20 protein-coding genes are annotated in these 19,261 nt (G+C 74.4%); 7 read left to right on the forward strand and 13 right to left on the reverse strand.

Annotated features, from left to right (window positions below; translation table 11 throughout):
- Positions 1–3: 3 nt before the first annotated feature.
- The 3 genes from AB0B41_RS14260 to AB0B41_RS14270 are packed head-to-tail and all read right to left on the reverse strand — an operon-like array spanning position 4 to position 2,222.
- Positions 4–606, reverse strand: a complete 603-nt coding sequence (locus AB0B41_RS14260; RefSeq protein WP_358202841.1) for a DUF1326 domain-containing protein — start codon at positions 604–606, stop codon at positions 4–6.
- 51 nt (positions 607–657) lie between these two features.
- A complete protein-coding gene (locus AB0B41_RS14265; protein ID WP_358202843.1) occupies positions 658–1,716 on the reverse strand; it encodes an LLM class flavin-dependent oxidoreductase in 1,059 nt (352 codons plus the stop codon).
- Complete coding sequence (locus AB0B41_RS14270; RefSeq protein ID WP_358202845.1) at positions 1,716–2,222, reverse strand: SRPBCC family protein; 507 nt, start codon at positions 2,220–2,222, stop codon at positions 1,716–1,718. Before AB0B41_RS14270 ends, AB0B41_RS14265 begins: the two co-directional genes overlap by 1 nt.
- 264 nt (positions 2,223–2,486) lie before the next feature.
- Between AB0B41_RS14270 and AB0B41_RS14275 the strand changes: the two genes are divergently transcribed.
- Entirely contained in the window at positions 2,487–3,467 is a 981-nt protein-coding gene (locus AB0B41_RS14275) for a beta-ketoacyl-ACP synthase III (RefSeq protein WP_358202847.1), read from the forward strand.
- Between the two features lie 59 nt (positions 3,468–3,526).
- Complete coding sequence (locus tag AB0B41_RS14280; RefSeq protein WP_358202850.1) at positions 3,527–5,377, forward strand: putative nucleotidyltransferase substrate binding domain-containing protein; 1,851 nt, start codon at positions 3,527–3,529, stop codon at positions 5,375–5,377.
- A 62-nt stretch (positions 5,378–5,439) separates the two neighbouring features.
- Here the strand turns inward: AB0B41_RS14280 and msrA are convergent, their stop codons facing one another.
- Genes msrA through AB0B41_RS14300 form a run of 4 tightly spaced genes read right to left on the reverse strand, consistent with a single transcriptional unit; the run spans position 5,440 to position 9,154 of the window.
- Positions 5,440–5,955 (reverse strand): peptide-methionine (S)-S-oxide reductase MsrA, encoded by a 516-nt coding sequence (msrA, locus tag AB0B41_RS14285; RefSeq protein WP_358202852.1) that lies wholly within the window; start codon positions 5,953–5,955, stop codon positions 5,440–5,442.
- Between the two features lie 35 nt (positions 5,956–5,990).
- Positions 5,991–7,121, reverse strand: a complete 1,131-nt coding sequence (locus tag AB0B41_RS14290; RefSeq protein WP_358202854.1) for a TIGR03617 family F420-dependent LLM class oxidoreductase — start codon at positions 7,119–7,121, stop codon at positions 5,991–5,993.
- Between the two features lie 45 nt (positions 7,122–7,166).
- Positions 7,167–8,210 (reverse strand): class I SAM-dependent methyltransferase, encoded by a 1,044-nt coding sequence (locus AB0B41_RS14295; RefSeq protein WP_358202856.1) that lies wholly within the window; start codon positions 8,208–8,210, stop codon positions 7,167–7,169.
- Positions 8,211–8,230: 20 nt separating this feature from the next.
- A complete protein-coding gene (locus tag AB0B41_RS14300) occupies positions 8,231–9,154 on the reverse strand; it encodes an NADP-dependent oxidoreductase (RefSeq protein ID WP_358202858.1) in 924 nt (307 codons plus the stop codon).
- Positions 9,155–9,306: 152 nt separating this feature from the next.
- On the opposite strand from AB0B41_RS14300, the gene AB0B41_RS14305 reads away from it, so the two are divergent.
- Positions 9,307–9,432, forward strand: coding sequence for a hypothetical protein (locus AB0B41_RS14305; RefSeq protein ID WP_358202861.1), 126 nt, complete (start codon positions 9,307–9,309; stop codon positions 9,430–9,432).
- A 330-nt stretch (positions 9,433–9,762) separates the two neighbouring features.
- Positions 9,763–10,848, forward strand: a complete 1,086-nt coding sequence (locus tag AB0B41_RS14310; protein WP_358202863.1) for a spore photoproduct lyase family protein — start codon at positions 9,763–9,765, stop codon at positions 10,846–10,848.
- Here the strand turns inward: AB0B41_RS14310 and AB0B41_RS14315 are convergent.
- The 6 genes from AB0B41_RS14315 to AB0B41_RS14340 all read right to left on the reverse strand — a co-directional run bounded on the left by AB0B41_RS14315 (position 10,836) and on the right by AB0B41_RS14340 (position 16,679).
- A complete protein-coding gene (locus tag AB0B41_RS14315; RefSeq protein WP_358202864.1) occupies positions 10,836–11,807 on the reverse strand; it encodes an L-histidine N(alpha)-methyltransferase in 972 nt (323 codons plus the stop codon). The two genes, AB0B41_RS14310 and AB0B41_RS14315, sit on opposite strands and share 13 nt — an antisense overlap.
- Positions 11,808–11,828: 21 nt before the next feature.
- Complete coding sequence (locus AB0B41_RS14320) at positions 11,829–12,845, reverse strand: iron-containing redox enzyme family protein (protein WP_358202866.1); 1,017 nt, start codon at positions 12,843–12,845, stop codon at positions 11,829–11,831.
- Positions 12,842–13,051, reverse strand: coding sequence for a CDGSH iron-sulfur domain-containing protein (locus tag AB0B41_RS14325; protein ID WP_358202868.1), 210 nt, complete (start codon positions 13,049–13,051; stop codon positions 12,842–12,844). The genes AB0B41_RS14320 and AB0B41_RS14325 overlap by 4 nt, the downstream gene beginning before the upstream one ends.
- Positions 13,044–13,691, reverse strand: coding sequence for a HemK2/MTQ2 family protein methyltransferase (locus AB0B41_RS14330; RefSeq protein ID WP_358202871.1), 648 nt, complete (start codon positions 13,689–13,691; stop codon positions 13,044–13,046). The genes AB0B41_RS14325 and AB0B41_RS14330 overlap by 8 nt, the downstream gene beginning before the upstream one ends.
- A 117-nt stretch (positions 13,692–13,808) precedes the next feature.
- On the reverse strand, positions 13,809–15,842 hold the full coding sequence (ligD, locus tag AB0B41_RS14335; protein ID WP_358202873.1) for a DNA ligase D: 2,034 nt from the start codon (positions 15,840–15,842) through the stop codon (positions 13,809–13,811).
- A 60-nt stretch (positions 15,843–15,902) separates the two neighbouring features.
- Positions 15,903–16,679 carry an enoyl-CoA hydratase-related protein gene (locus AB0B41_RS14340; protein ID WP_358202875.1) on the reverse strand — a complete coding sequence of 259 codons (777 nt, stop codon included), beginning with the start codon at positions 16,677–16,679 and terminating at the stop codon, positions 15,903–15,905.
- 219 nt (positions 16,680–16,898) lie between these two features.
- Here AB0B41_RS14340 and AB0B41_RS14345 point away from each other — a divergent pair, with 219 nt between their 5' ends.
- The 3 genes from AB0B41_RS14345 (at position 16,899) to fmdA (ending at position 19,210) form a co-directional block, all read left to right on the forward strand.
- A complete protein-coding gene (locus tag AB0B41_RS14345; RefSeq protein WP_358202877.1) occupies positions 16,899–17,180 on the forward strand; it encodes a zinc ribbon domain-containing protein in 282 nt (93 codons plus the stop codon).
- Positions 17,181–17,268: 88 nt separating this feature from the next.
- The gene (locus tag AB0B41_RS14350) at positions 17,269–17,922 is read left to right on the forward strand and encodes an AmiS/UreI family transporter (RefSeq protein WP_358202880.1); all 654 of its coding nucleotides are present in this window, start codon (positions 17,269–17,271) and stop codon (positions 17,920–17,922) included.
- 34 nt (positions 17,923–17,956) lie between these two features.
- On the forward strand, positions 17,957–19,210 hold the full coding sequence (gene fmdA / locus AB0B41_RS14355; protein WP_358202882.1) for a formamidase: 1,254 nt from the start codon (positions 17,957–17,959) through the stop codon (positions 19,208–19,210).
- The last annotated feature ends 51 nt before the right edge of the window (positions 19,211–19,261 follow it).

A 19,261-nucleotide genomic window follows, 5' to 3' on the forward strand; every position in this document is an offset into this window, starting at 1 on the left:
GGGTCAGGCGGCCCAGGAGAAGTCGGACGTGGACAGCCCGGTCTTGCCCTCGTACCGGATGCCGAACGCGTCGATCCGCGAGCGCCGCGCCTCGGCCATGGTCAGGTTCGGGCCGGCCGGGTGGAACATGCCGTCGAAGCGCACCGGCCGCCCGTCCTCGGCGCCGAACGGCACGATGTCCTCGACCTCGAAGTCGATCTTGTCGGAGACGCGCACGCTGTGCCGGAGCCCGTCGTGATCCAGCTCGATCACGGCCCGCTCGATCCCGACGACCTCGCCCACGAGGGGACCCAGCGCGGCCATCGGGCCCCCGAGCTGCCCGCCGAACACCTTCACCAGCTTGTCGAACTGCTCGTCGGTGGCCTCGTCGTCGACGAACATCCCGAGGCGCCAGTTGCCGTCCGTCATCACCTTCGGCGTGTCGATGATCGCGACCACCCGGCGGCCCCGGACGTCCGTGCCGTCGATCTCGCCCTCGGCGATGTCGAAGGCCAGGGTCGCCCGGCAGAAGTCGTAGGTGGCGCCGTGGTCGAGCGTCAGGTTGCACGGGCACATCAGCTCGCACGAACACGTCTCGACGAATCGTCCCCTGAGGTTCCACGCCATCGTCGGCTCCCTCCGCGAGGGCGACGATTGTTCACCGCAGCGAACGGCCGGTCAACGGGCGTCCGACCGGCCGATCTCCCGGACGAGGTCGAGAGCCCGGCCCAGCGTCGTCAGCCGCGCGTCGAGGGTGTCGCCGGCCGGGTAGAGCCGCACGGTGTCGACGCCCGCGTCCCGCCAGACCCGCAGCCGGGCGCGGACCATGTCCTCGGTCCCGATGAGCGTGGTGCCCAGCACCATCTCGTCCGTGACGAGCCCGGCCGCCCCGGCGCGGTCACCGGCCTGCCACCGCTCGCGGACCTCGGCGGCGACCTCGGCCCAGCCCTGCCGGCTGTAGGCCTCGTTGTAGAAGTTGGTGCTCGCCGAGCCCATCCCGCCGAGGCTGAACGCCAGGCCCTGCTTCCGCTCGGCGACCATCCCGTGCAGCTCGTCCTCGTCGGCGGCGAAGGCCACCTCCGCGCCCTGGCAGACGTCGAGGTCGGCGCGGGTGCGGCCGGCCGCGGTCAGGCCCTCGTCGAGCGGGCCGAAGTAGGCCGCGGCGCCCTCGGGGACGAAGCTCGTGCCGAGCCAGCCGTCGGCCGTCTCGCCGGTGAGCCGCAGCATCCGCGGGGACAGGGTGGCGAGGTAGATCGGGATGTCCGGGTTCGGCGCGGTGGACAGCCGCATCGGCCGGCCCTCGCCGCCGGGCAGCGGGATGTGCACGGTCTCGCCGTCGAGGGCGATCTTCTCCCCCGCGAACGCCTGCCGGATCACGGCGATCGTCTCGCGGGTCCGGGTGAGCGGACGGGCGAACGGGACGCCGTGCAGGCCCTCCAGGACCTGCGGGCCGGACGGGCCGAGGCCCAGGACGAACCGGCCCTCGGACATGTCCGCCAGCGTGAGCGCCGCCTGCGCGATCGCGACCGGCGTACGCGTGCCCACCTGCACGATGCCGGAGCCGAGGGTGATCCGCTCCGTGCGCGCCGCCAGGTACCCGAGCACCGACGGGGCGTCCGACCCCCAGGCCTCGGCGACGAACACCGCGTCCATGCCCAGCTTCTCGGCCTCGACGACGAGCTCGACGGTCCGCCGGAAGTCACCGCCCGAGCCCTCGACCGTGGTGGCGGTGCGCATCAGGCGCCCTCGACGCGCTTCTTGATCGCCTCGACGGTGCCGGTCATGTTCGCCTCGAACTCCCGCAGCCGGACGAAGACGATCTTCTGCTCCTTGTCGGGCATCCGGTCGATCGCCAGGCTCAGCCCCGACCGCGCCGGGCCCATCCGCATCCACTGCCGCAGCCGGGTGCCGCCGTCGGCGGGTTCGAGGGTGAACCGCCAGGTCGCGGTGGGGTTCTCGGGGTCCTCGACGGCCCACGCGAACACCCGCGGCTCCTCGCACTCGACCACGTGCGAGACCGTGGACCACTCCCCCAGCGCGTCGTGCGCGCTGTACCCCCGGAACCGCGCCCCCACCGCCGGGACGCCGCCCTCGAGCCACTCCACCCGCTGGACCTCGGGGCTCTGCCCGGGCATCGCCTCGACGTCGACCACCGCGGGCCACACCCGCTCCGGCGGCGCGTCGACCCAGGTCTCGACCTCCACGGTCGGCCGGTCGGCGTAGCGGGCTCCGGTCCACTCCATCGGTGCAGCACTCCTCGTCCTCGGGGATGTCGGCCCGGAGAGTGTCGCACGAAGAGTTGCGCACGAAAACCCAAGTGGATCCCACGCCCGCACCGCCGCTCGGTCCGGAACCCGCGGCGCCGATTCCCCCGCGCGTGATCGCCCTACCGACGAGTAGAGCGCTGCTTCGGAGCTTCGCAGGTCACAGCCCGGTTGTGGGTACGCGGGGCGAGGCACGACACTCGACCCGGTATGCCGTCGCCGACTCGGAACCGGGTGCCACGAATGCAGGACCGCGCTCCGCGCCTCACCGGACTCGGGCACGCCTTGCCCGCCCGGGTCGTCACCAACGACGACCTCGCCAGGACGCTCGACACGTCCGACGAGTGGATCCGCAGCCGCAGCGGCATCGCCACCCGCCACCACGTCGACCCCGGCACCGCGACCTCCGACCTGGCCGCCGAGGCCGGCGCCCGCGCGCTCAAGGCCGACCTGCACACCGGCGGCACCGGCGAGGTCGACCTCGTCGTGCTCGCGACCACCACCCCGGACCGGACATGCCCGGCCACCGCGCCGCTCGTCGCGCACCGGCTGGGCCTGGGCACGGTCCCGGCCTTCGACGTCAACGCCGTGTGCTCCGGGTTCCTCTACGGCCTGTCCACGGCGAGCGCCATGATCACCGCCGGCGCCGCGGACTCCGTGCTGCTGGTCGCCGCCGACACGTTCTCCACCATCGTCGACCCCACGGACCGCCGCACCGCCTTCCTCTTCGGCGACGGTGCCGGGGCCGTGGTGCTCCGGGCCGGCGGCGGGTCCGTGCACGACGTCGTGCTCGGCAGCGACGGCGGCCAGGAGGACCTGATCATCACCCCCGGCGGCGGCTCCCGCGAGCCGGGCTCCGACGAGCGCTGGTTCACCATGCAGGGCCAGGCCGTGTACCGGCAGGCCGTCGACCGCATGACCGGCTCCACCCGGGAGATCCTCGGCCGGACCGGCTGGGCCGTCGACGAGGTCGACCGGTTCGTGGGCCACCAGGCCAACCGCCGGATCCTCGACGCCGTGGCCCACCGGCTCGGCGTGCCCGCGGACCGGGTGGTGGCCAACCTCGACCGCGTCGGGAACACCGCCGCCGCCTCCATCCCGGTCGCCCTGTCCGATGCGCACGACCGCGGGCTCCTGCGGCCCGGCGACAAGGTCGTGCTCACCGCGTTCGGCGGCGGGGCGACCTGGGGCGCCGCGACGCTCACCTGGCCCGACATGGGCTGACGGCGGTCCGGCCGCCCGGATCGACCGATTCGTGGCCGGCGCCTGCCACGATGGCGTCCGTGGACGATCTCGCCGGCTTCCTGGGGCGGACCGCGCCGTTCAGCTCGCTCCCGGAGCGTGAGCTGCGGCGGGTCGCCGAGGCGGCCGAGGTCGTCGATTACCCGGCGGGCGCGCAGATCCTCGACGCGTTCGCGCAGGCCGGCGAGGCTGTGCACGTCGTACTCTCCGGCCAGGTCGAGATGTGGACCGTCGACGACGCCTGCGACCGGCCCGCCGACGAGACGGTCGGCCGCGGCGGGGTCTTCGGGCAGACGTCCGTGCTGACCGGTGCGGCCGTCGGCCCGCGGGCGGTGGCGCTCGGCCCGGTCCGGCTGGTGCGGATCCCGCGCAAGGCCGTGGCCTCGGCGTTCTCCTCCCCCGCCGGCGTCCGGCTGCTCGCCCACGACCTCTTCGCCGCCCGCAGCCGCACGGGTCCAGCGCCCCGCTTCCGGACCGTCGACGAGCTGGTCGTGTCCGAGCCCGTCCTCGGTACGCCGGAGACCACGGTGGCCGAGGCGGCGCGGCTGATGACCGAGCGGAGGGCGGGCTACGTCGCCGTCCCGGCTGGCGACGGCCGGTTCGGGCTGGTCACCGACGCGGTGCTGCGCGCGCGGGTGGTGGCCGAGGGGCGGCCCGGGGACACGCCGGTCACCGAGGTCATGACCCCGGTGGCCCGCACCGTGCGGACCGGCACCCCCACCGCCGACGTGCTGCAGGAGCTCACCGAGCACCGGCTCGACCTGCTGCTCGTCGTCGACCCGGACGGCAGGCTGCGCGGCGCGGTGGACCCGCAGGACTTCCTCGCCTCACCGTCGGCTGCCGGCGTGGTCCTGCGCGAGCAGGTGGTGCGCGCCGAGCGGCTCGACGAGGTGGTGACCCTCGCCCGCCAGCTCCCGCTCCTGCTCGGCGACCTCGTGCGCCAGCGGCGGGAGGCCTCGGAGACCACGGCGGTGTACTCCACCGTGGTCGACGCCGTGATGCGGCGGGTCCTCACCCTGGTCCTCGCCGGGCGCCCGGACCTCGACGAGGCCGAGGTCACCTGGATGCTGCTGGGCAGCAACGCCCGCCGCGAACCCACTCTCGGCTCGGACATCGACTCCGCGGTGGTGTTCGCCGAGTCCGTCGACGCGCCCCGGGCGGCGGCCTACCGGGGCGCGTTCGCCGAGGTCGCGGACGTGCTGCGCCGGGCGGGCCTCCGGGTCGACGCGCACGGCGCCACCCCGGCGTCGCCCACCTTCGCGCGCACGCGGGCGCAGTGGCGCGCGGCCGCCGAGCAGTGGCTGGTCTCGCCCCTGGACGGCCAGGGGATGCTGATGGCGTCCCTGCTGCTCGACGGCCGCCCCATCCAGGGCGACCCCGCCCGGCCCGTGGTGACCGAGGTGTTCGCCGGCGTGCGCGACCATCCGGCCACCATGAAGCTGCTGGTCCGGGAGTCGCTGTCGCACCGGGCGCACCTGCGCTCGGTGCGCGATGTGCTCGCCGGGCGCGGCGGCACGTTCGACCTGAAGGCCCACGCCCTGCGCCCGGTCGTCGAGATCGCCCGGTGGGCCGCGCTGAGCGTCCGGTCCCCCGAGCTGTCCACGCGGGCCCGGCTGGCCGCGGCGGCGGGCTCGATGCTGCTGTCCCGCGACCAGGGCACCACCCTGATCGAGGTGTTCGAGGTGCTCCAGCGGGTGCGGCTGCGCCAGCAGCTCGCGCAGTTCGACCGCGGCGAGCCGGTGTCCGACGTCGTGTGGATGCGCCGGCTCACCCCGCTCGACCGCAGCCTGGTCGCGCAGTCGGTGCGGGAGATCGCCACGGTGCAGAAGCGGCTCTACAACCTGCTGCAGTACACCTCGCCGCAGGAGTGGGGCCGCCCCGACCACGCGTGAACACGCGAACGGCGCTGTCCCTCACGTCCAGTAAGCGACAGCGCCGTTCGGTCGGTGGTCGATCAGGCCTTCGACTCGGCCCGCTTCGGCAGTACCCAGTCGGGCCGCGGGAAGTGGCAGGTGTAGCCCCACGGGATCCGCTCCAGGTAGTCCTGGTGCTCGGGCTCGGCCTCCCAGAAGTCGCCCGCCGGCTCGACCTCGGTCACGACCTTGCCCGGCCAGAGACCGGAGGCGTCCACGTCGGCGATGGTGTCCTCGGCGACGCGCTTCTGCTCGTCGTCGAGGTAGTAGATCGCCGAGCGGTACGACATCCCGATGTCGTTGCCCTGCCGGTTCTTGGTGGTCGGGTCGTGGATCTGGAAGAAGAACTCCAGCAGCGCGCGGTAGCTGGTCCGCTCCGGGTCGAACTCGATCTCGATGCCCTCGGCGTGCGTGCCGTGGTTGCGGTAGGTGGCGTTCGGGACGTCCCCACCCGTGTAGCCGACGCGCGTGGACACCACGCCCGGCTGCTTGCGGATGAGGTCCTGCATGCCCCAGAAGCAGCCCCCTGCCAGGATCGCCTTCTCGTAGCGGCTCATCACTGCTCCCTTCTCGTCGTGCAGTCCCACGATCGTCAACGGCTCGGCGCCTCCCGATAGTCCCGCACGTCGGCGGCCCCGGCGATCGCCCGACGTGCCTCGGCGTCGTCGTGCGCCTGGATCGTGCGGGCCAGCCCGGCCAGGGTCGCGCGGTCCTCGTCGTCGCGCACGGCGATCGAGAACTCGACGTCCGTGACCACGCCGCCGAAGCGGTCCAGCAGCCGTCGCCCGATCTCGTCGTAGGTCCCGATCACGGCGAACCGGTCCAGGACGTCGTCGTCGATCAGGCCGGGCAGTTCCTCCCACCGCTTCGCCTTGGACAGCACCGCGGCCTCGGTGGCCAGGTCGCCGAGCCCGAGGTGCTCGAAGGCCGCCCGGTAGCCGGGCGTGGAGGCGTAGAAGGCGATGCGGGCGCGGGCGTCGCGGACCTTCACCGCCAGCTCCTCGGCGGTGCGGGCCGAGGCGACCAGCGGCTTCATGCAGACCCGGAAGTCCGCGAGCGACCGGCCGGAGCGGGCGGCGCCGCGCTGCACCGCCGGCAGCATGACCTCGGCGATGTACGACGGCGTGCAGACCGGGTGCGGGCGCACACCGTCGGCGACCTCGCCGGCCACCGAGCACATGTACGGGTTCACCGCGGCCAGGTGGACCGGGATCTGCGGGTGCTCGATCGGGCCGGCGTCGAACAGCGGGACCATGAGCGTGAGGTCGTAGTGCTCGCCGTGGAAGTCCAGCGGTTCGCCGGTCTGCCAGGTGTGCCACACCGCGCGCACGGCCCGCACGTACTCGCGCATCCACGGGCCGGGCGGCGACCACGGCATGCCGTAGCGGCGGGTGATGTGCCCGCGGACCTGCGAGCCCAGGCCGAGGGTGAACCGGCCGCGGGAGAGCTTCTGCAGCGTCCACGCGTGCAGCGCGGTGATCGTGGGGCTGCGCGGGAAGGCGATCGCGACCGCGGTGCCGAGCCGCAGGCGGGTGGTCGCCTGCGCCGCGAGCGTCAGGACGGCGAACGGGTCGTCCTTGGTCTCCTCGACGACGAGCCCGCCGTACCCGATCTCCTCGAGGAGGGCCGCGTTCTCCCCCACCGACCAGATGTCGAGCGGGGTGTCGGGCGTGCGCAGCCCGGGATCGACCTTCCCCAGTGGCAGCAGGGTCTCCAGGCGCATCCGCGCACCCCCGGGATCTCGTCGTCGGGACCGGCCGGTCGCAGCTTAGGCATCCACCGGCCGCGCCGCGTAGATCGCGTTCTGCGGGCGCGGCGTGGGCAGGCGGGCGACGACGGCGAACCCCGTCTCGGCCAGGAGCGCCTCCGCGCGCTCGTGCCCCCACATCGCGCCGAGCCCGGCCCCGCCGTCGACGAGCGAGACGGGCAGGCAGTGCAGCACGGAGATGCCGAAGGCCGAGGTCGCGCCCGGGTCGCCGGCCAGGTCGGGCAGGTGCCCGGTGTAGGAGATGTCGACCATCACGAACAGCCCGTCCGGCGCGAGCAGCCGCCGGATCCCGCGCAGCGCCGCCCCGGGGTCGGTGAGGTCGTGCACCACGTCCACGGCCAGCACGACGTCGACCGATCCCGGTGCCCCGTCGAGTGCGGCGGCGTCGGCGACCCGGTAGTGCAGGTTCTGCCGCTCCCCGCGTCCGGCCTCGGCCGCCGCGACGGCCTCGGGGACGACGTCCACGCCCGTCACCGTGCTGGCCGGGAACGCGTCGGCCACCAGCCGCGCCACCTGCCCGGTGCCGCACCCGACGTCGAGCACCCGGGCCCCGGCGCGCAGCCGGTCGGCGAGCCCCGGGACCGGGTCGAGGAAGCCCGCGACGAACCGTTCCTCGTAGAGCCGGCGGCGGGAAGCACCGAGCGCCTCGCCGGCCCGCTCCGCGTAGACGTGCGGCGGGATTCCCGCGCCGTCGCCGAACCGCGCGCCGACCTCGGGCGCCATCCCGGTCAGCCGCACGAGCATGTCGGCGGTCGGGGCGAGGTTGGCGGCCGTCGGACCGCTCAGCACGCCCTCGGCGCCCTCGGCGAAGCGGAAGGTCCCGCCGGTCGCGTCGACCTCGACGAAACCGGCGCCGACCAGGGCACCCAGCCACTCGCGGACGTACCGCGCGTCGGCCCCGGCCCGCGCCGCGATCTCCGCGGCCGACGCCGGTCCCGCGGCGAGCGCGTCGAGCAGGCCCAGGCGGTGCCCGAGCGCGACCATCGTGACCACGACGTGCCCGGCCAGCATGTCCGCCAGCCGCTCGGACGGGGTCCCCTCCATGCGCGCCTCCCGCCCGGACGTCAGGTGGGCGGGGCCGCGGTCGGCATCACGAGGACCACCTTGCCCTGCGCGTGTCCCGCCTCCACCTCGGCGAGCGCGGCCCCGGCCTCGTCGAGCGGCAGCACCCGCGTGACGTGCGGGTCCAGCGCGCCCTCCTCGACCAGCCGGACCAGCGCGGTGAGGACGGCGGTGCTGCGGTCACGCACGACGTCCCGACCGCCCAGCTCCTTGACCAGCGGCTTGTCCGCGACCGACAGGAGCATGGTCCGGTCGGTGAGCAGTGTGGCGACGGTGCGCAGGGCCTCGCCCCCGACCAGGTCGAACACGGCGTCGATCCCCTGCGGCGCCGCCTCCCGGATCCGGTCGAGCACGCCCTCGCCGTACGCCACGGGGGTGGCGCCGAGCCCGGCGACCAGGTCGCGCTTGGCCGGGCTCGCGGTGCCGACCACGCGGATCCCGCGGGCCCGGGCGAGCTGGACGACGGGCACGCCGACCCCGCCGCCCGCGCCGTTGACCAGCAGCGTCGAGCCCGGGGTGAGCTTCAGGTTCTCGAGCGCGTCGTACGCGGTCCCGGCCGCCACCGGCAGGGCCGCCGCGACCTCCGGCGGGACGCCCTCCGGCCGGTCAGCCGCGAACGAGGCCGTGACCAGGGCCTCCTCGGCCCACCCGCCGACCATCCCGGGGCAGCCGCCGAAGACCTCGTCGCCCTCCGCGAACGCGTCGACGCCCTCACCGAGGGCCACGACGGTCCCGGCGACCTCGCGGCCGAGCACCGCCGTCCCGACCGTGCCGTACGAGCCCTCCCGCAGCCGCCAGTCGCCCGGGTTCACCCCGGCCGCGCGCACCCGCACGCGCAGCTCGCCGGGACCCGGTTCCGGGACCGGCACCTCGAGGAACGCCTCGTTCTCCGGTCCGCCCACCGCCGTGAAGCCGTACGCCCGCATCCGGTGCTCCTTCCGCCGCGACCGATGATCGCACCCCGGGAAAGTGAGCCAGGCCTCCCCGGGGGCCGGGTGTCGCGGCGTCGATCACGTGCAAACCCGTGGGTGACAACCCGAATCGCACGCCCTCACCGACGCACGAGGAAGGTCATCCCATGGCGAACGCCGCCGTCATCAGCCAGCTCCGCACCCTCGAGCAGCTCACCCGCACCGAGGTCCAGATCGCCCGCACGAGAGTGGCGCAGGCGCGCACCTACGCCGTGCGCCGCGAGCTGCGGTAGAACGGCGACAAGGCCGAGCGCCGCGCCGAGCCCGGCGGGGTCACCCGCGCCGTCCAGCTGCCGACCCGGGACTACGACGCCAAGGGCGTCCAGGACGCGGTCGCCACGATCCGGAAGCTCCGCACCGCGGACGGCGTCCGGGCCGTGATCCGGTACGAGGAGCAGCACAAGAACCGCTCGAGCGTGGTCTCCGCCGCGCAGACGCACTTCGCGTCGCTGGCCAAGGAGACCGTGGGCGTCGAGTAGACCCCTCCTGACCTCGGGGAGTCGCGCACGTCTCGTTCCTCCATGGGACGGCGCGGCTCCCCGCGCGTGTTGTCCACAGGTGAGATGAGCACACCCCTCCGCACCCGGCTCTGGGTGCCGAAGCACGTCGTCGTCACCCGCTCCGCCGCCGAGCTCCCGCACACGGCCGGGATCCTCGCCCGCTGCGGGGCCGCGGGCGTCGACGACGTCGAGTTCCTCCGCTCCGACCGGCTCACCGGCCTGCGCGGCGCGGACGAGCGGGCCACCTATGCGCGGGCCAAGTCCACGCTCGCCGTGGTCGTCAGCCCGCCGTCGGCCCGGAAGCTCCAGCCGATCCCGCCCAGCGCGGACTGGCGCGTCGACCTGGCCCGCGGCTGCCCCGCGCATTGCCAGTACTGCTACCTGGCCGGTTCGCTCGGCGGCCCGCCCGTCACCCGGGTGTACGCCGACCTCGACACGATCCTCGCCGGCCTGGACGCCCACGTCGGCACCGGCGCCGTCACCTCGGGTACCGAGGCGCGCGGCCACGAGGGCACCACCTTCGAGGCCTCCTGCTACACCGACCCGCTCGGCATCGAGCACGTCACCGGCAGCCTCGCCGCGGCGATCACCCACGTCGGGACGCACGACTTCGGCGGTCCCGTGCAGCTGCGGGCGACCACCAAGTTCGGTGCGGTGCAGCCGCTGCTCGACCTGCCCCACCACGGCCGCACCCGGATCCGCGCGTCGGTCACCGCCGACGCCGTCGCGGGCCGCTTCGAGGGCGGGACCGACCCGGTGGCGGTACGGCTCGCCGGGCTCGGCGCGCTGGCCCGGGCCGGCTACCCCGTCGGCCTGACGATCGCGCCGATCATGCCGGTCGACGGCTGGCGCGAGCGGTACACCGCGCTGCTCGCCGACGCCGCCGCCGAGCTCGACGGCGTGCCGGGGCTCGACCTCACCGTCGAGTGCATCACCCACCGGTTCACCCCGGGCTCCAAGGAGGTGCTCGAGGGCTGGTACCCGCGCACCCGGCTGGAGATGGACCCCGAGCGGCGCTCCCGCAAGCACGGCAGGTTCGGCGCGGTGAAGTACGTGTATCCGGCCGCGGAGATGGCCGAGCTGCGCACGTGGTTCACCGCCGCACTGGCCGACCTGCTGCCGGCCGGGCGGCTGCTCTACTGGACCTGACGGGCGAGGCGGTACAGGAAGATCCCGTACGCGTGCTCGTCGTCGACCCACTCGGCCTGCGGCGTGAAGCCGTGCCGGCCCACCTCGGCGGCGATCCCCTCCGGCTCGAACTTCGCCGAGAAGCCGACGTTGATCGAACCGCCGCGGCGCAGGTCCAGCTCCGTCCCGAGCGCCGGGAGCGCGGCGGTGTGGTCCGCCAGCACCTCGAGGTGCCCCTCGACGACCGGGCCGACGGCGTACGCCCGCGGCTCGTAGCGCTCCAGCCGGAAGTCCGCCCCGAAGCGGTGGTTGAGGTGGCTGAGGTGGTTGAGCCGGAAGCGGCGGAAGGCGTCGTGCCCCGGCGGGTCGTTGTAGCAGCGCTCCAGCTCGGCGGGCGGCTTCACCAGGTCGGCCGAGACGAGCAGGCCGTCGCCCGGCCGCAGCGCGGCGGCGATCTCGCCGTAGAGGGCGTCGCGCTCGGCAGGGGTCGTGTTGCCGACGTTGCTCCCCAGGAACGCGACGACGACCGGCTCCCCGTCCGTGCGCAGCCGGGCCAGCCCCGCCTCGTACCGGCCCCACAGCCCGCGCACGACCAGCCCGGGCAGGGCGGCCGTGAGCTCCGCGGCGCTGTGCTCCAGCATCTCCCGGCTGACGTCCACCGGGAGGTACGTGGTCGGCCGCAGGCGCAGGCAGGCGTCGAGCAGCAGCCGGGTCTTCTTCCCGCTGCCGCTGCCCAGCTCGGCCAGCCGGGGCGTGTCCAGCGCGGCCGCGATCTCCCCGGCGTACCGCTCGAGCAGGGTCCGCTCCACCCGTGTCAGGTAGTACGTGGGCAGCTCGGTGATCGCCTCGAACAGCTGCGACCCGAGGGCGTCGTACCCGAAGTGCGGCGGGATCCGGGGCACCGGCTCGCGCAGGCACTCGGCCAGCAGCGCGCCGTCGTCCCAGAACGAGTCGTCGACCGGAAGGATCTCGGTGTCCATGGCGCCCATGGTGGGCGCGACCTACGCCAGCGGCATGCGGAGGCTGCTCTCGCCGCGGTCCCAGCAGCCCAGCAGCCGCTCCCCCATCCGCTCGCCCAGGAACAGGCTGGCCCGGATCCCGAACACGACGTCCGGGGCCAGCTCCGGCTCCGCCGCCAGCAGCGGGGCCAGGACGCCGCGCCGCACGACCTGCTCGTGCACCGCGTCGGCCTCCACGTGCTCGTCGTAGAACCGGATCGAGGCGGGGCCGCACTCCAACCGGCGCATGCCGCGGACCAGGCGTTCCGATCCCGGCGACGAGGTCAGCTCCACCATGGCGAACTGGCCGACGGACGCGCCGCGCAGGCTGCGGTGCAGACCGCACAGCGACATCAGGTTGACCTCGGCGAGGGTCTCGCCCGGCACGTGCTCGACGTAGGCGCCGTACGCGTCGGACAGCCCGAGCTCGGTCATCATCTCGGCGAACAGCAGCGCGTGCATGCGTTCGGGCCGCCCCGAGCCGTACTCGTCGTGCTCCACGGTGACGAGCCCGGCCTTGGCCGCGCCGCTCAGCCGCGGGATCACCCAGGCCTGCGGGTCGGCCTCCTTGAGGTGGTAGATCGAGCGGTGCGCCACGTACTCGTGCAGCTGCTCGAGCGTGCCCTCGCGCTGCAGGTGGTGCGACACCCCGCGTACACCGGGCCCGATCGGCTCGACGAGCAGGGCGTCCACCTCGGCGGCGACGTCGTCCCCGGGCTCGACGTCCGCCCGCAGCGCGGCGAGGAACACCCGCTCCAGGTCACGGCGCACGCCCAGCAGCTCCGGGTCCCACTCGCGCTCGGCGTCGACCCCGGCGAAGCCCCGGTAGTGCAGCTCGTAGCAACAGTGCAGGGCGAGCTGCAGGTCGTCGCCGTAGGGCTCGGCGCCGGCGGCGTCCACGGGGCCGAGCGGGCCGCCGCGCAGCGCCCCGATCACGGCGTCGGAGAGCGGGCCGCGCGGTGCGGGCAGCTCCGGCGACCCCGCCTGGTCCAGGAAGCTCGGTGCGAGGGTGCTGGTCACGCGTCGGGTCCTTCCTGCCGCACCTTGCGGCGGTGGCTGGCGTCGCAGATCGGGTAGCGCTTGCTGCGCCGGCAGTGGCAGACGGCCGTCACGGCCCGGTCGGAGCGGACGCGGGTGCCGTCGGGCAGCTCCAGCTCGACGGGCCCGGAGATCAGCGCCGGGCCCTCGTCGGTGAGCAGGACGCGCGTCGGCTCGGGATCAGCCACGGTGCGCCTCCACGACCACGAGCTCCTCCAACCTGTCGCCCGGCTCGATCAGCCCGTGCTTCTCCAGCATGCTCGCGCGGGAGCGCATCACGGGCCCGAACGGGATCCGCGCCCGCTCGACGACCTCGGCCGCCAGACCCGTGCGCTCCAGCCGCTCGACCGTCGCCTCGGGGCCGCAGACCTGCGAGTGCACGATCAGCAGCACGCCGTCCGGCTCGAGGTGGTCCGCGGCGCCGTCGCAGATCCGGTCGAGCACCGCTCGCCCGTCCGGCCCGGCGTCCCAGCTGCGGCCGGGGGTGTGCCGCGGCAGCACGGAGCTCTCCGACGGCACGTACGGCGGGTTCGCCACGATCATCCCGAACCGGCGGCCGAGGAGCGGGGCGAAGAGGTCGCCGCGGTGCACGCGCACCGGCGCCCCGTGCAGCAGGCAGTTGAGCCGGGTCGCCGCCACGCAGCGCCGGGAGAGGTCGACCGCGGTCACCGACGCCGCGCCCTCGCGCCAGGCCGCGAGGGCCAGGGCACCGGTGCCGGTGCCGAGGTCCAGGACGTCGCGGCCCGCGGCGTGCCGGGACAGGCTGCCGGAGAGGAGCTCGGTGTCGGACTGGGCCCGGTAGACGCCGGGCGGGCAGAAGAGGATCACGTCGGAGGTCCTGCCTGTCGTCGGGCCCGTCGCCGGGGGCGGAGTGTTGAGCATGGTGGGCGACGAGGTTGAGCTACCCGTCCGCCCGGCGACTATTCCGTTCTTCCCCGGCCCGGCCTACAGGGGCGGCAGGGTCTGCGGCAGCCCGATCAGCGGGCGGAGCGGATCGCCGTGCGCCGCGAGGCGGTCCGGCAGGGTGCGCACGGTCCAGCGGTCCGGGCGCAGGTCCTCGTCGTCGAGCTCGTCCCACTCGATCGGCACGGACACCGGCGCGTCGGGCGCGGGGCGGGTGCTGAACGGGGCGACGAGCGTCTTGTTGATCGCGTTCTGGGTGTAGTCGAGGCGGATCAGCCCGGAGCGGCGGTCGGTGTACCACTCCCACGTCACGAGCTCGGGCACCGTGCGGCCCACCGCCTTCGACAGCCGCTCCACCCAACGCCGGGTGTCGGCGAAGGTGTAGCCCGCCGCGACCGGCACCCAGATCTGCACGCCGCGCTTGCCGGTGACCTTCGGCGCGGCGCGCACGCCCAGGTGGTCGAGCGCCGTGCGGTAGAGCCGGGCCAGCACGAGGACGTCGGCGAACGTGCTGTTCGTGCCCGGGTCGATGTCGATCAGTGCCCAGGTCGGCTGGTGGACGTCGGGCAGCCCGGAGGTCCACGGGTGCAGCTCCAGGGCGCCGAAGTTCGCCATCCAGACCAGTGCCGGGGCGGAGTCGACCACCGCGTAGACCTGGGTCTCCCCCGGGTCGGCCTCCGGGTTCCGCCAGCGCCGCAGCCACTCCGGCGCGTGCGACGGGACCTCCTTCTGCCAGAACCCCGGCCGGTCGACGCCGTCGGGGTAGCGGTGCAGGTTCACCGGCCGGTCCCGCAGGTAGGGCACGAGGTAGGGGGCCACGGCGGTGTAGTGCCGGATCACGTCGCGTTTGGTCAGCGGGTCCTCGCGCCGCCCGGGGAACAGCACCTTGTCCAGGTTGGTCAGCGCCAGCTCGCGGCCCCCGACCTCCCAGACGCCCCTGCGGCGCAGCAGGTCCAACGCGGCGAGCTCCTCGGGGGTGACGGTGTCGGTGGGCTCGTCGGTGGGCTCGTCGGCGGGCGGCGCGGACGCGGCGCGGTCCTCGGCGCGGTCCTCGGCGCGGTCCTCGGCGCGGTCCTCGGTACGAGCGGGTGCGGCCCTGGCGGACAGAGTCGGCAGCACCACCTCCTCCGGCTCGCGGTCCGGGCGAAGGCCCCGCCACACCGAGTGCCGCAGCCGGCCGTCGTGGGTCAGGGTGCGGTACTCCACCTCGCCGACGAGGCACGGCTCGATCCACGTGACGCCCCGGGCCTGGTCGCGCGGCACCGGCTCGTCGAACGGGCTGGCCGCCCGGCGCAGCGGGGCCATCCGGTCCAGCAGCGCCCGCAGCGCGGACTCGGTGAAGCCGGTGCCCACGTTGCCGACGTAACGCAGCCGGCCGTCGGCGTCGTGCGCGCCGAGCAGCAGCGAACCGAGGGTGGAGCCGCGGTTGCCGCGGCCCGCGGTCCAGCCGCCGAGCACGACCTCCTGACCGTGGAACAGCGCCGTCTTCACCCAGGCCGCCGAGCGCCGCCCCGGCTCGTACCGCGAGGTGCGGCGCTTGGCGACGATCCCCTCCAGCCGGTGCTCGCGGGCCACCTCGAGCGCCTGCGCGGGCGTGACGTCGGTGAACGACGGCGGCACGGAGACCCGGCGCCATGCGTCGACCCCGAGGTCGAGGAGCCGTTCGCGGCGGACGTCGTAGGGCTCGTCGAGCAGCGACCCGCCGTCGATCCGCAGCACGTCGAACAGGTACAGCTCCACCGGGACCGACTCCAGCAGCGTCGCCGTCGGGGTCCGCACGTGCATGCGGTGCTGGAGCAGCCCGAAGTCCGGCCGGCCCGCAACGTCGAGCGCCACGATCTCCCCGTCGAGCACGAGGTCCCGGTCGGTCGGCACCGCCGCGACCAGCTCCGGGTAGCCGCCGGTGACGTCGTTGCCGTTGCGGCTGACGAACCGCACGCCCCCGCCCTCGACCACCACGAGGGCGCGCACACCGTCCCACTTGAACTCCACGGCCCAGCCCGGGTCGACGGGCGGGCGGCCGGCGGTGGCCAGCATCGGGCGTAGCTCGTCGCCGCGCGCGCGGGAGGTGGGCACGGCCCCACCCTGCCCACTCGACGGTCGGGCGGCCACCGTGGACCACCCGGTCGTGGCAGGTCAGCGCTCCGTCATGCCCAGCTCCGCCATCCGCCCGGCCACCGCCTCCTTCGACGACGCGTGCTCGGACAGCCGCACGGTGAACGTCTGCTCCAGCCGGTACCCGCGTTCGAGGTCGAGCGGCTCGCAGCCGTTGAGCGACTGCTTGGCCAGGGTGAGGGCGTGGCGGTCCTTGGCCGCGACCGACCGGGCCAGCCGCAGCGCGGCGGGCAGCAGCTCCTCGTGCGCGACGACCTCGGCCGGCGCGCCCCAGTCCCGGAAGGTGGCCGCGTCGACCGGTTCGGCGGTGAAGAACAGCCGCCGCACCGCCTGCTGCGGGAGCATCCGGGCGGTGAAGCGGCCGCCGCCCAGCACGCCGACGCCCATCTCGGGCAGGCCGAAGGTGGCGCGTTCGGAGGCCACCACGAGGTCGCACGACGCCACGAGGCCGAGCCCGCTGCCCAGCGCCGGCCCGTTCACGGCGGCGACGACCGGGACCGCGCACTCGAGCAGCGCCGAGAAGCAGCGCCGCACCGTGCGCATGTGCTCCTCGGCGTGCCGGGCGTCCGTCGCCGCGAAGTCGCGCAGGTCGTTGCCGGCACAGAACACGTGGCCGCGGCCGGTCAGGATCACGCAGCGGGTCTCCTCGTCCCCGGCGACGGCGTCGAACACCTCGCCGAGCTCGGCGTAGAGGGCGTGGTCGATCGCGTTGACCTTGCCGCGGGCCAGCTCCAGCACGGCCACACCGGGCTCGGGCCGGGACACGAGCACGTGCTCGGAGCCCTCGAACCGGGGCACTCGGACCACCTCGTTCCGGTCGTCGTTCCGGGCGCCCGGGCGGGCCGGCCCCGGGCCCGAGCCTAGATCGCCGCGCCCGGGCCGAGGAGATCGCGGACGGCGTCCGGGCGAGCGGCCCAGGGACCAACGGCCCGCCCGCGCCGGGCCCTCCGCCCGGATGCGCCCGGCGGGCGCCCTGGAACTCTCGGCGCCCCGTCGAGCGGGAAGGGGCGACACCTGGTGACCACGTACTCGTTCCGGTGCGAGGAGCACGGCACGATCGACGTCCGCCGCGGCTTCGGCCTGGCGCCCGCCGTGGTGCCGTGCCCCGTGTGCGGCCTGCCGATGCGCCGGGTCTGGACCGCGCCGATGGTCTCCCTCGCACCGCGGGCGGCCGTCGAGGCGATCGACCGGGCGGAGCGCAGCCGCACCGAGCCGGAGGTGGTCACCCGCGTACCCGGTAGGACCGGCGGCCGCACGGTCGCGCCGACCCCGGCGCAGCGGCGCCTGCCACGCCCCTGACCCGCCCGGCGGGCACGCCTCCCCACGGCACGGCCGGGACGACCGGACCGGACGCGGGGCGGTCCGCCCTGCCCGGAGAGGAGATCCCATGGCCAGCGTCGGCCTGTTGTACGTCGGAGCGGTGCTCTTCCTGAACGGCGCGATGCTGCTCGGCTGGGTCGAGGCCAAGTCCGCGGCACCCCTGAACCTCTTCGTCGGCCTGCTCCAGGTGGTCACCCCGACCTACCTGATCTTCACGGCCGCCGGTGACCCGACGATCGTGCTCAACGCCTCCGGCCTGTACCTGTTCGGCTTCACCTACCTCTACGTGGCGTGCAACCTGTGGGGCGGGCTCGACGGCACCGGCCTCGGCTACTTCTCGCTGTTCGTCGCGATCTGCGCGGTCGCGTACGCGGCGCTCAACTTCTTCCAGGCGGGCGACCCCGTCTTCGGCGTCATCTGGCTGTACTGGGCCTTCCTCTGGGCGCTGTTCTACGCGCTGCTCGGCCGCGGGGCCGGACGGATCGGCCGCTACACCGGTGCGGTCGCGGCCATCCAGGGCTGGGTGACCGGGGCGATCCCGGCGTTCGTGCTGCTCAACGGCTGGTGGGGCATCGCGCCCGGATGGACGGCCATCGGGCTCGCGATCTTCGGGGTCGTCGTCTTCGGCCTGCTCTTCCCGCGTCTGACCCGCCCGAGCGCGGACACCACCCCGCCGACGGAGCGCACGCCGCAGGACCGCGGCGCGGCCGTCTCCACCTGACCCGTACCGCCGGCACACGAATCGAGGTACCACCATGCCCGAGGTCGTCTTCCCCCTGGACTCGATGAAGAGGTTCACCGAGCAGCGGATCGTCGGTCACAACCGCTGGCACCCGGACATCCCCGCGCTGGTGCGGGTCAAGCCGGGCGACTCCTTCCGGGTGCACTGCCGGGAGTGGTTCGACGGCGCCATCCACAACAACGACTCCGCCGACGACATCCTCAACGCGCCGCTGCCGAGCGTGCACGTACTGAGCGGCCCGATCTCGGTCGAGGGCGCGGAACCCGGCGACCTGCTGATCGTCGACATCCTCGACGTCGGGCCCATCCCGCAGGAGGACTCCGGCCCGCTCGCCGGGCAGGGCTGGGGCTACACCGGCGTGTTCGCCACCCGCAACGGCGGCGGCTTCCTCACCGAGCAGTTCCCCGACGCCTACAAGGTGATCTGGGACTTCCGCGGCGGCGTGGCCACCTCCCGGCACGTCCCCGGCGTGTCCTTCGTCGGGATCGTGCACCCCGGCCTGATGGGCACGGCGCCGTCGCACGACCTGCTCCGCAAGTGGAACGCCCGCGAGCAGGCCCTCATCGACACCGACCCGGACCGGGTGCCGCCGCTCGCCCTGCCGCCGAACCCGGACTCGGCGATCCTCGGCGCGCTCGGCGGCGACGACTTCGACCGCGTGGCCCGCGAGGCCGCCCGCACCGCCCCGCCGCGCGAGAACGGCGGCAACCAGGACATCAAGAACCTGACCAAGGGCTCACGGATCTTCTACCCGGTCTTCGTGGAGGGCGCGAACCTGTCCATGGGCGACCTGCACTTCTCGCAGGGCGACGGCGAGATCACCTTCTGCGGCGCCATCGAGATGGGCGGGTTCATGGACCTGGGCGTCGACGTGATCAAGGGCGGGATGGACACCTTCGGCGTGTCCGAGAACGCGCTGTTCATGCCGGGCCGCACGGACCCGCAGTACAGCGAGTGGCTGGCCTTCTCCGGCACCTCGGTGACCCTCGGCGGCGAGCAGCGCTACCTGGACTCGCACCTGTCCTACCAGCGGGCGTGCCTGCACGCGATCGACTACCTGCAGAAGTTCGGCTACTCCGACATCCAGGCCTACATGATCCTGGGTGCGGCGCCGATCGAGGGCCGGCTGTCCGGCGTCGTCGACATCCCGAACTCGTGCTCGACGGTCTACCTGCCGACGGAGATCTTCGACTTCGAGGTGCGCCCGGGCAAGGGCGAGCCGGCCCGGGTCGACCCGGGTGCCGGCGTGCCGGTGGCGCGCGCCTGACCCGCACCGGCCCGGGCGTCCCCACCCCGCCCGGGCCGGTCCCGGGCGGGG

It is taken from the genome of Pseudonocardia sp. NPDC049154 (assembly GCF_040648315.1).
Lineage (GTDB): Bacteria > Actinomycetota > Actinomycetes > Mycobacteriales > Pseudonocardiaceae > Pseudonocardia.

Coding starts and splice junctions, on each gene's coding strand:
- AB0B41_RS14260 (WP_358202841.1), bottom strand. CDS start 606: ATGGCGTGGAACCTCAGGGGACGATTCGTCGAGACGTGTTCGTGCGAG.
- AB0B41_RS14265 (WP_358202843.1), bottom strand. CDS start 1,716: ATGCGCACCGCCACCACGGTCGAGGGCTCGGGCGGTGACTTCCGGCGG.
- AB0B41_RS14270 (WP_358202845.1), bottom strand. CDS start 2,222: ATGGAGTGGACCGGAGCCCGCTACGCCGACCGGCCGACCGTGGAGGTC.
- AB0B41_RS14275 (WP_358202847.1), top strand. CDS start 2,487: ATGCAGGACCGCGCTCCGCGCCTCACCGGACTCGGGCACGCCTTGCCC.
- msrA (WP_358202852.1), bottom strand. CDS start 5,955: ATGAGCCGCTACGAGAAGGCGATCCTGGCAGGGGGCTGCTTCTGGGGC.
- AB0B41_RS14290 (WP_358202854.1), bottom strand. CDS start 7,121: ATGCGCCTGGAGACCCTGCTGCCACTGGGGAAGGTCGATCCCGGGCTG.
- AB0B41_RS14295 (WP_358202856.1), bottom strand. CDS start 8,210: ATGGAGGGGACCCCGTCCGAGCGGCTGGCGGACATGCTGGCCGGGCAC.
- AB0B41_RS14300 (WP_358202858.1), bottom strand. CDS start 9,154: ATGCGGGCGTACGGCTTCACGGCGGTGGGCGGACCGGAGAACGAGGCG.
- AB0B41_RS14305 (WP_358202861.1), top strand. CDS start 9,307: ATGGCGAACGCCGCCGTCATCAGCCAGCTCCGCACCCTCGAGCAGCTC.
- AB0B41_RS14310 (WP_358202863.1), top strand. CDS start 9,763: ATGAGCACACCCCTCCGCACCCGGCTCTGGGTGCCGAAGCACGTCGTC.
- AB0B41_RS14315 (WP_358202864.1), bottom strand. CDS start 11,807: ATGGACACCGAGATCCTTCCGGTCGACGACTCGTTCTGGGACGACGGC.
- AB0B41_RS14350 (WP_358202880.1), top strand. CDS start 17,269: ATGGCCAGCGTCGGCCTGTTGTACGTCGGAGCGGTGCTCTTCCTGAAC.
- fmdA (WP_358202882.1), top strand. CDS start 17,957: ATGCCCGAGGTCGTCTTCCCCCTGGACTCGATGAAGAGGTTCACCGAG.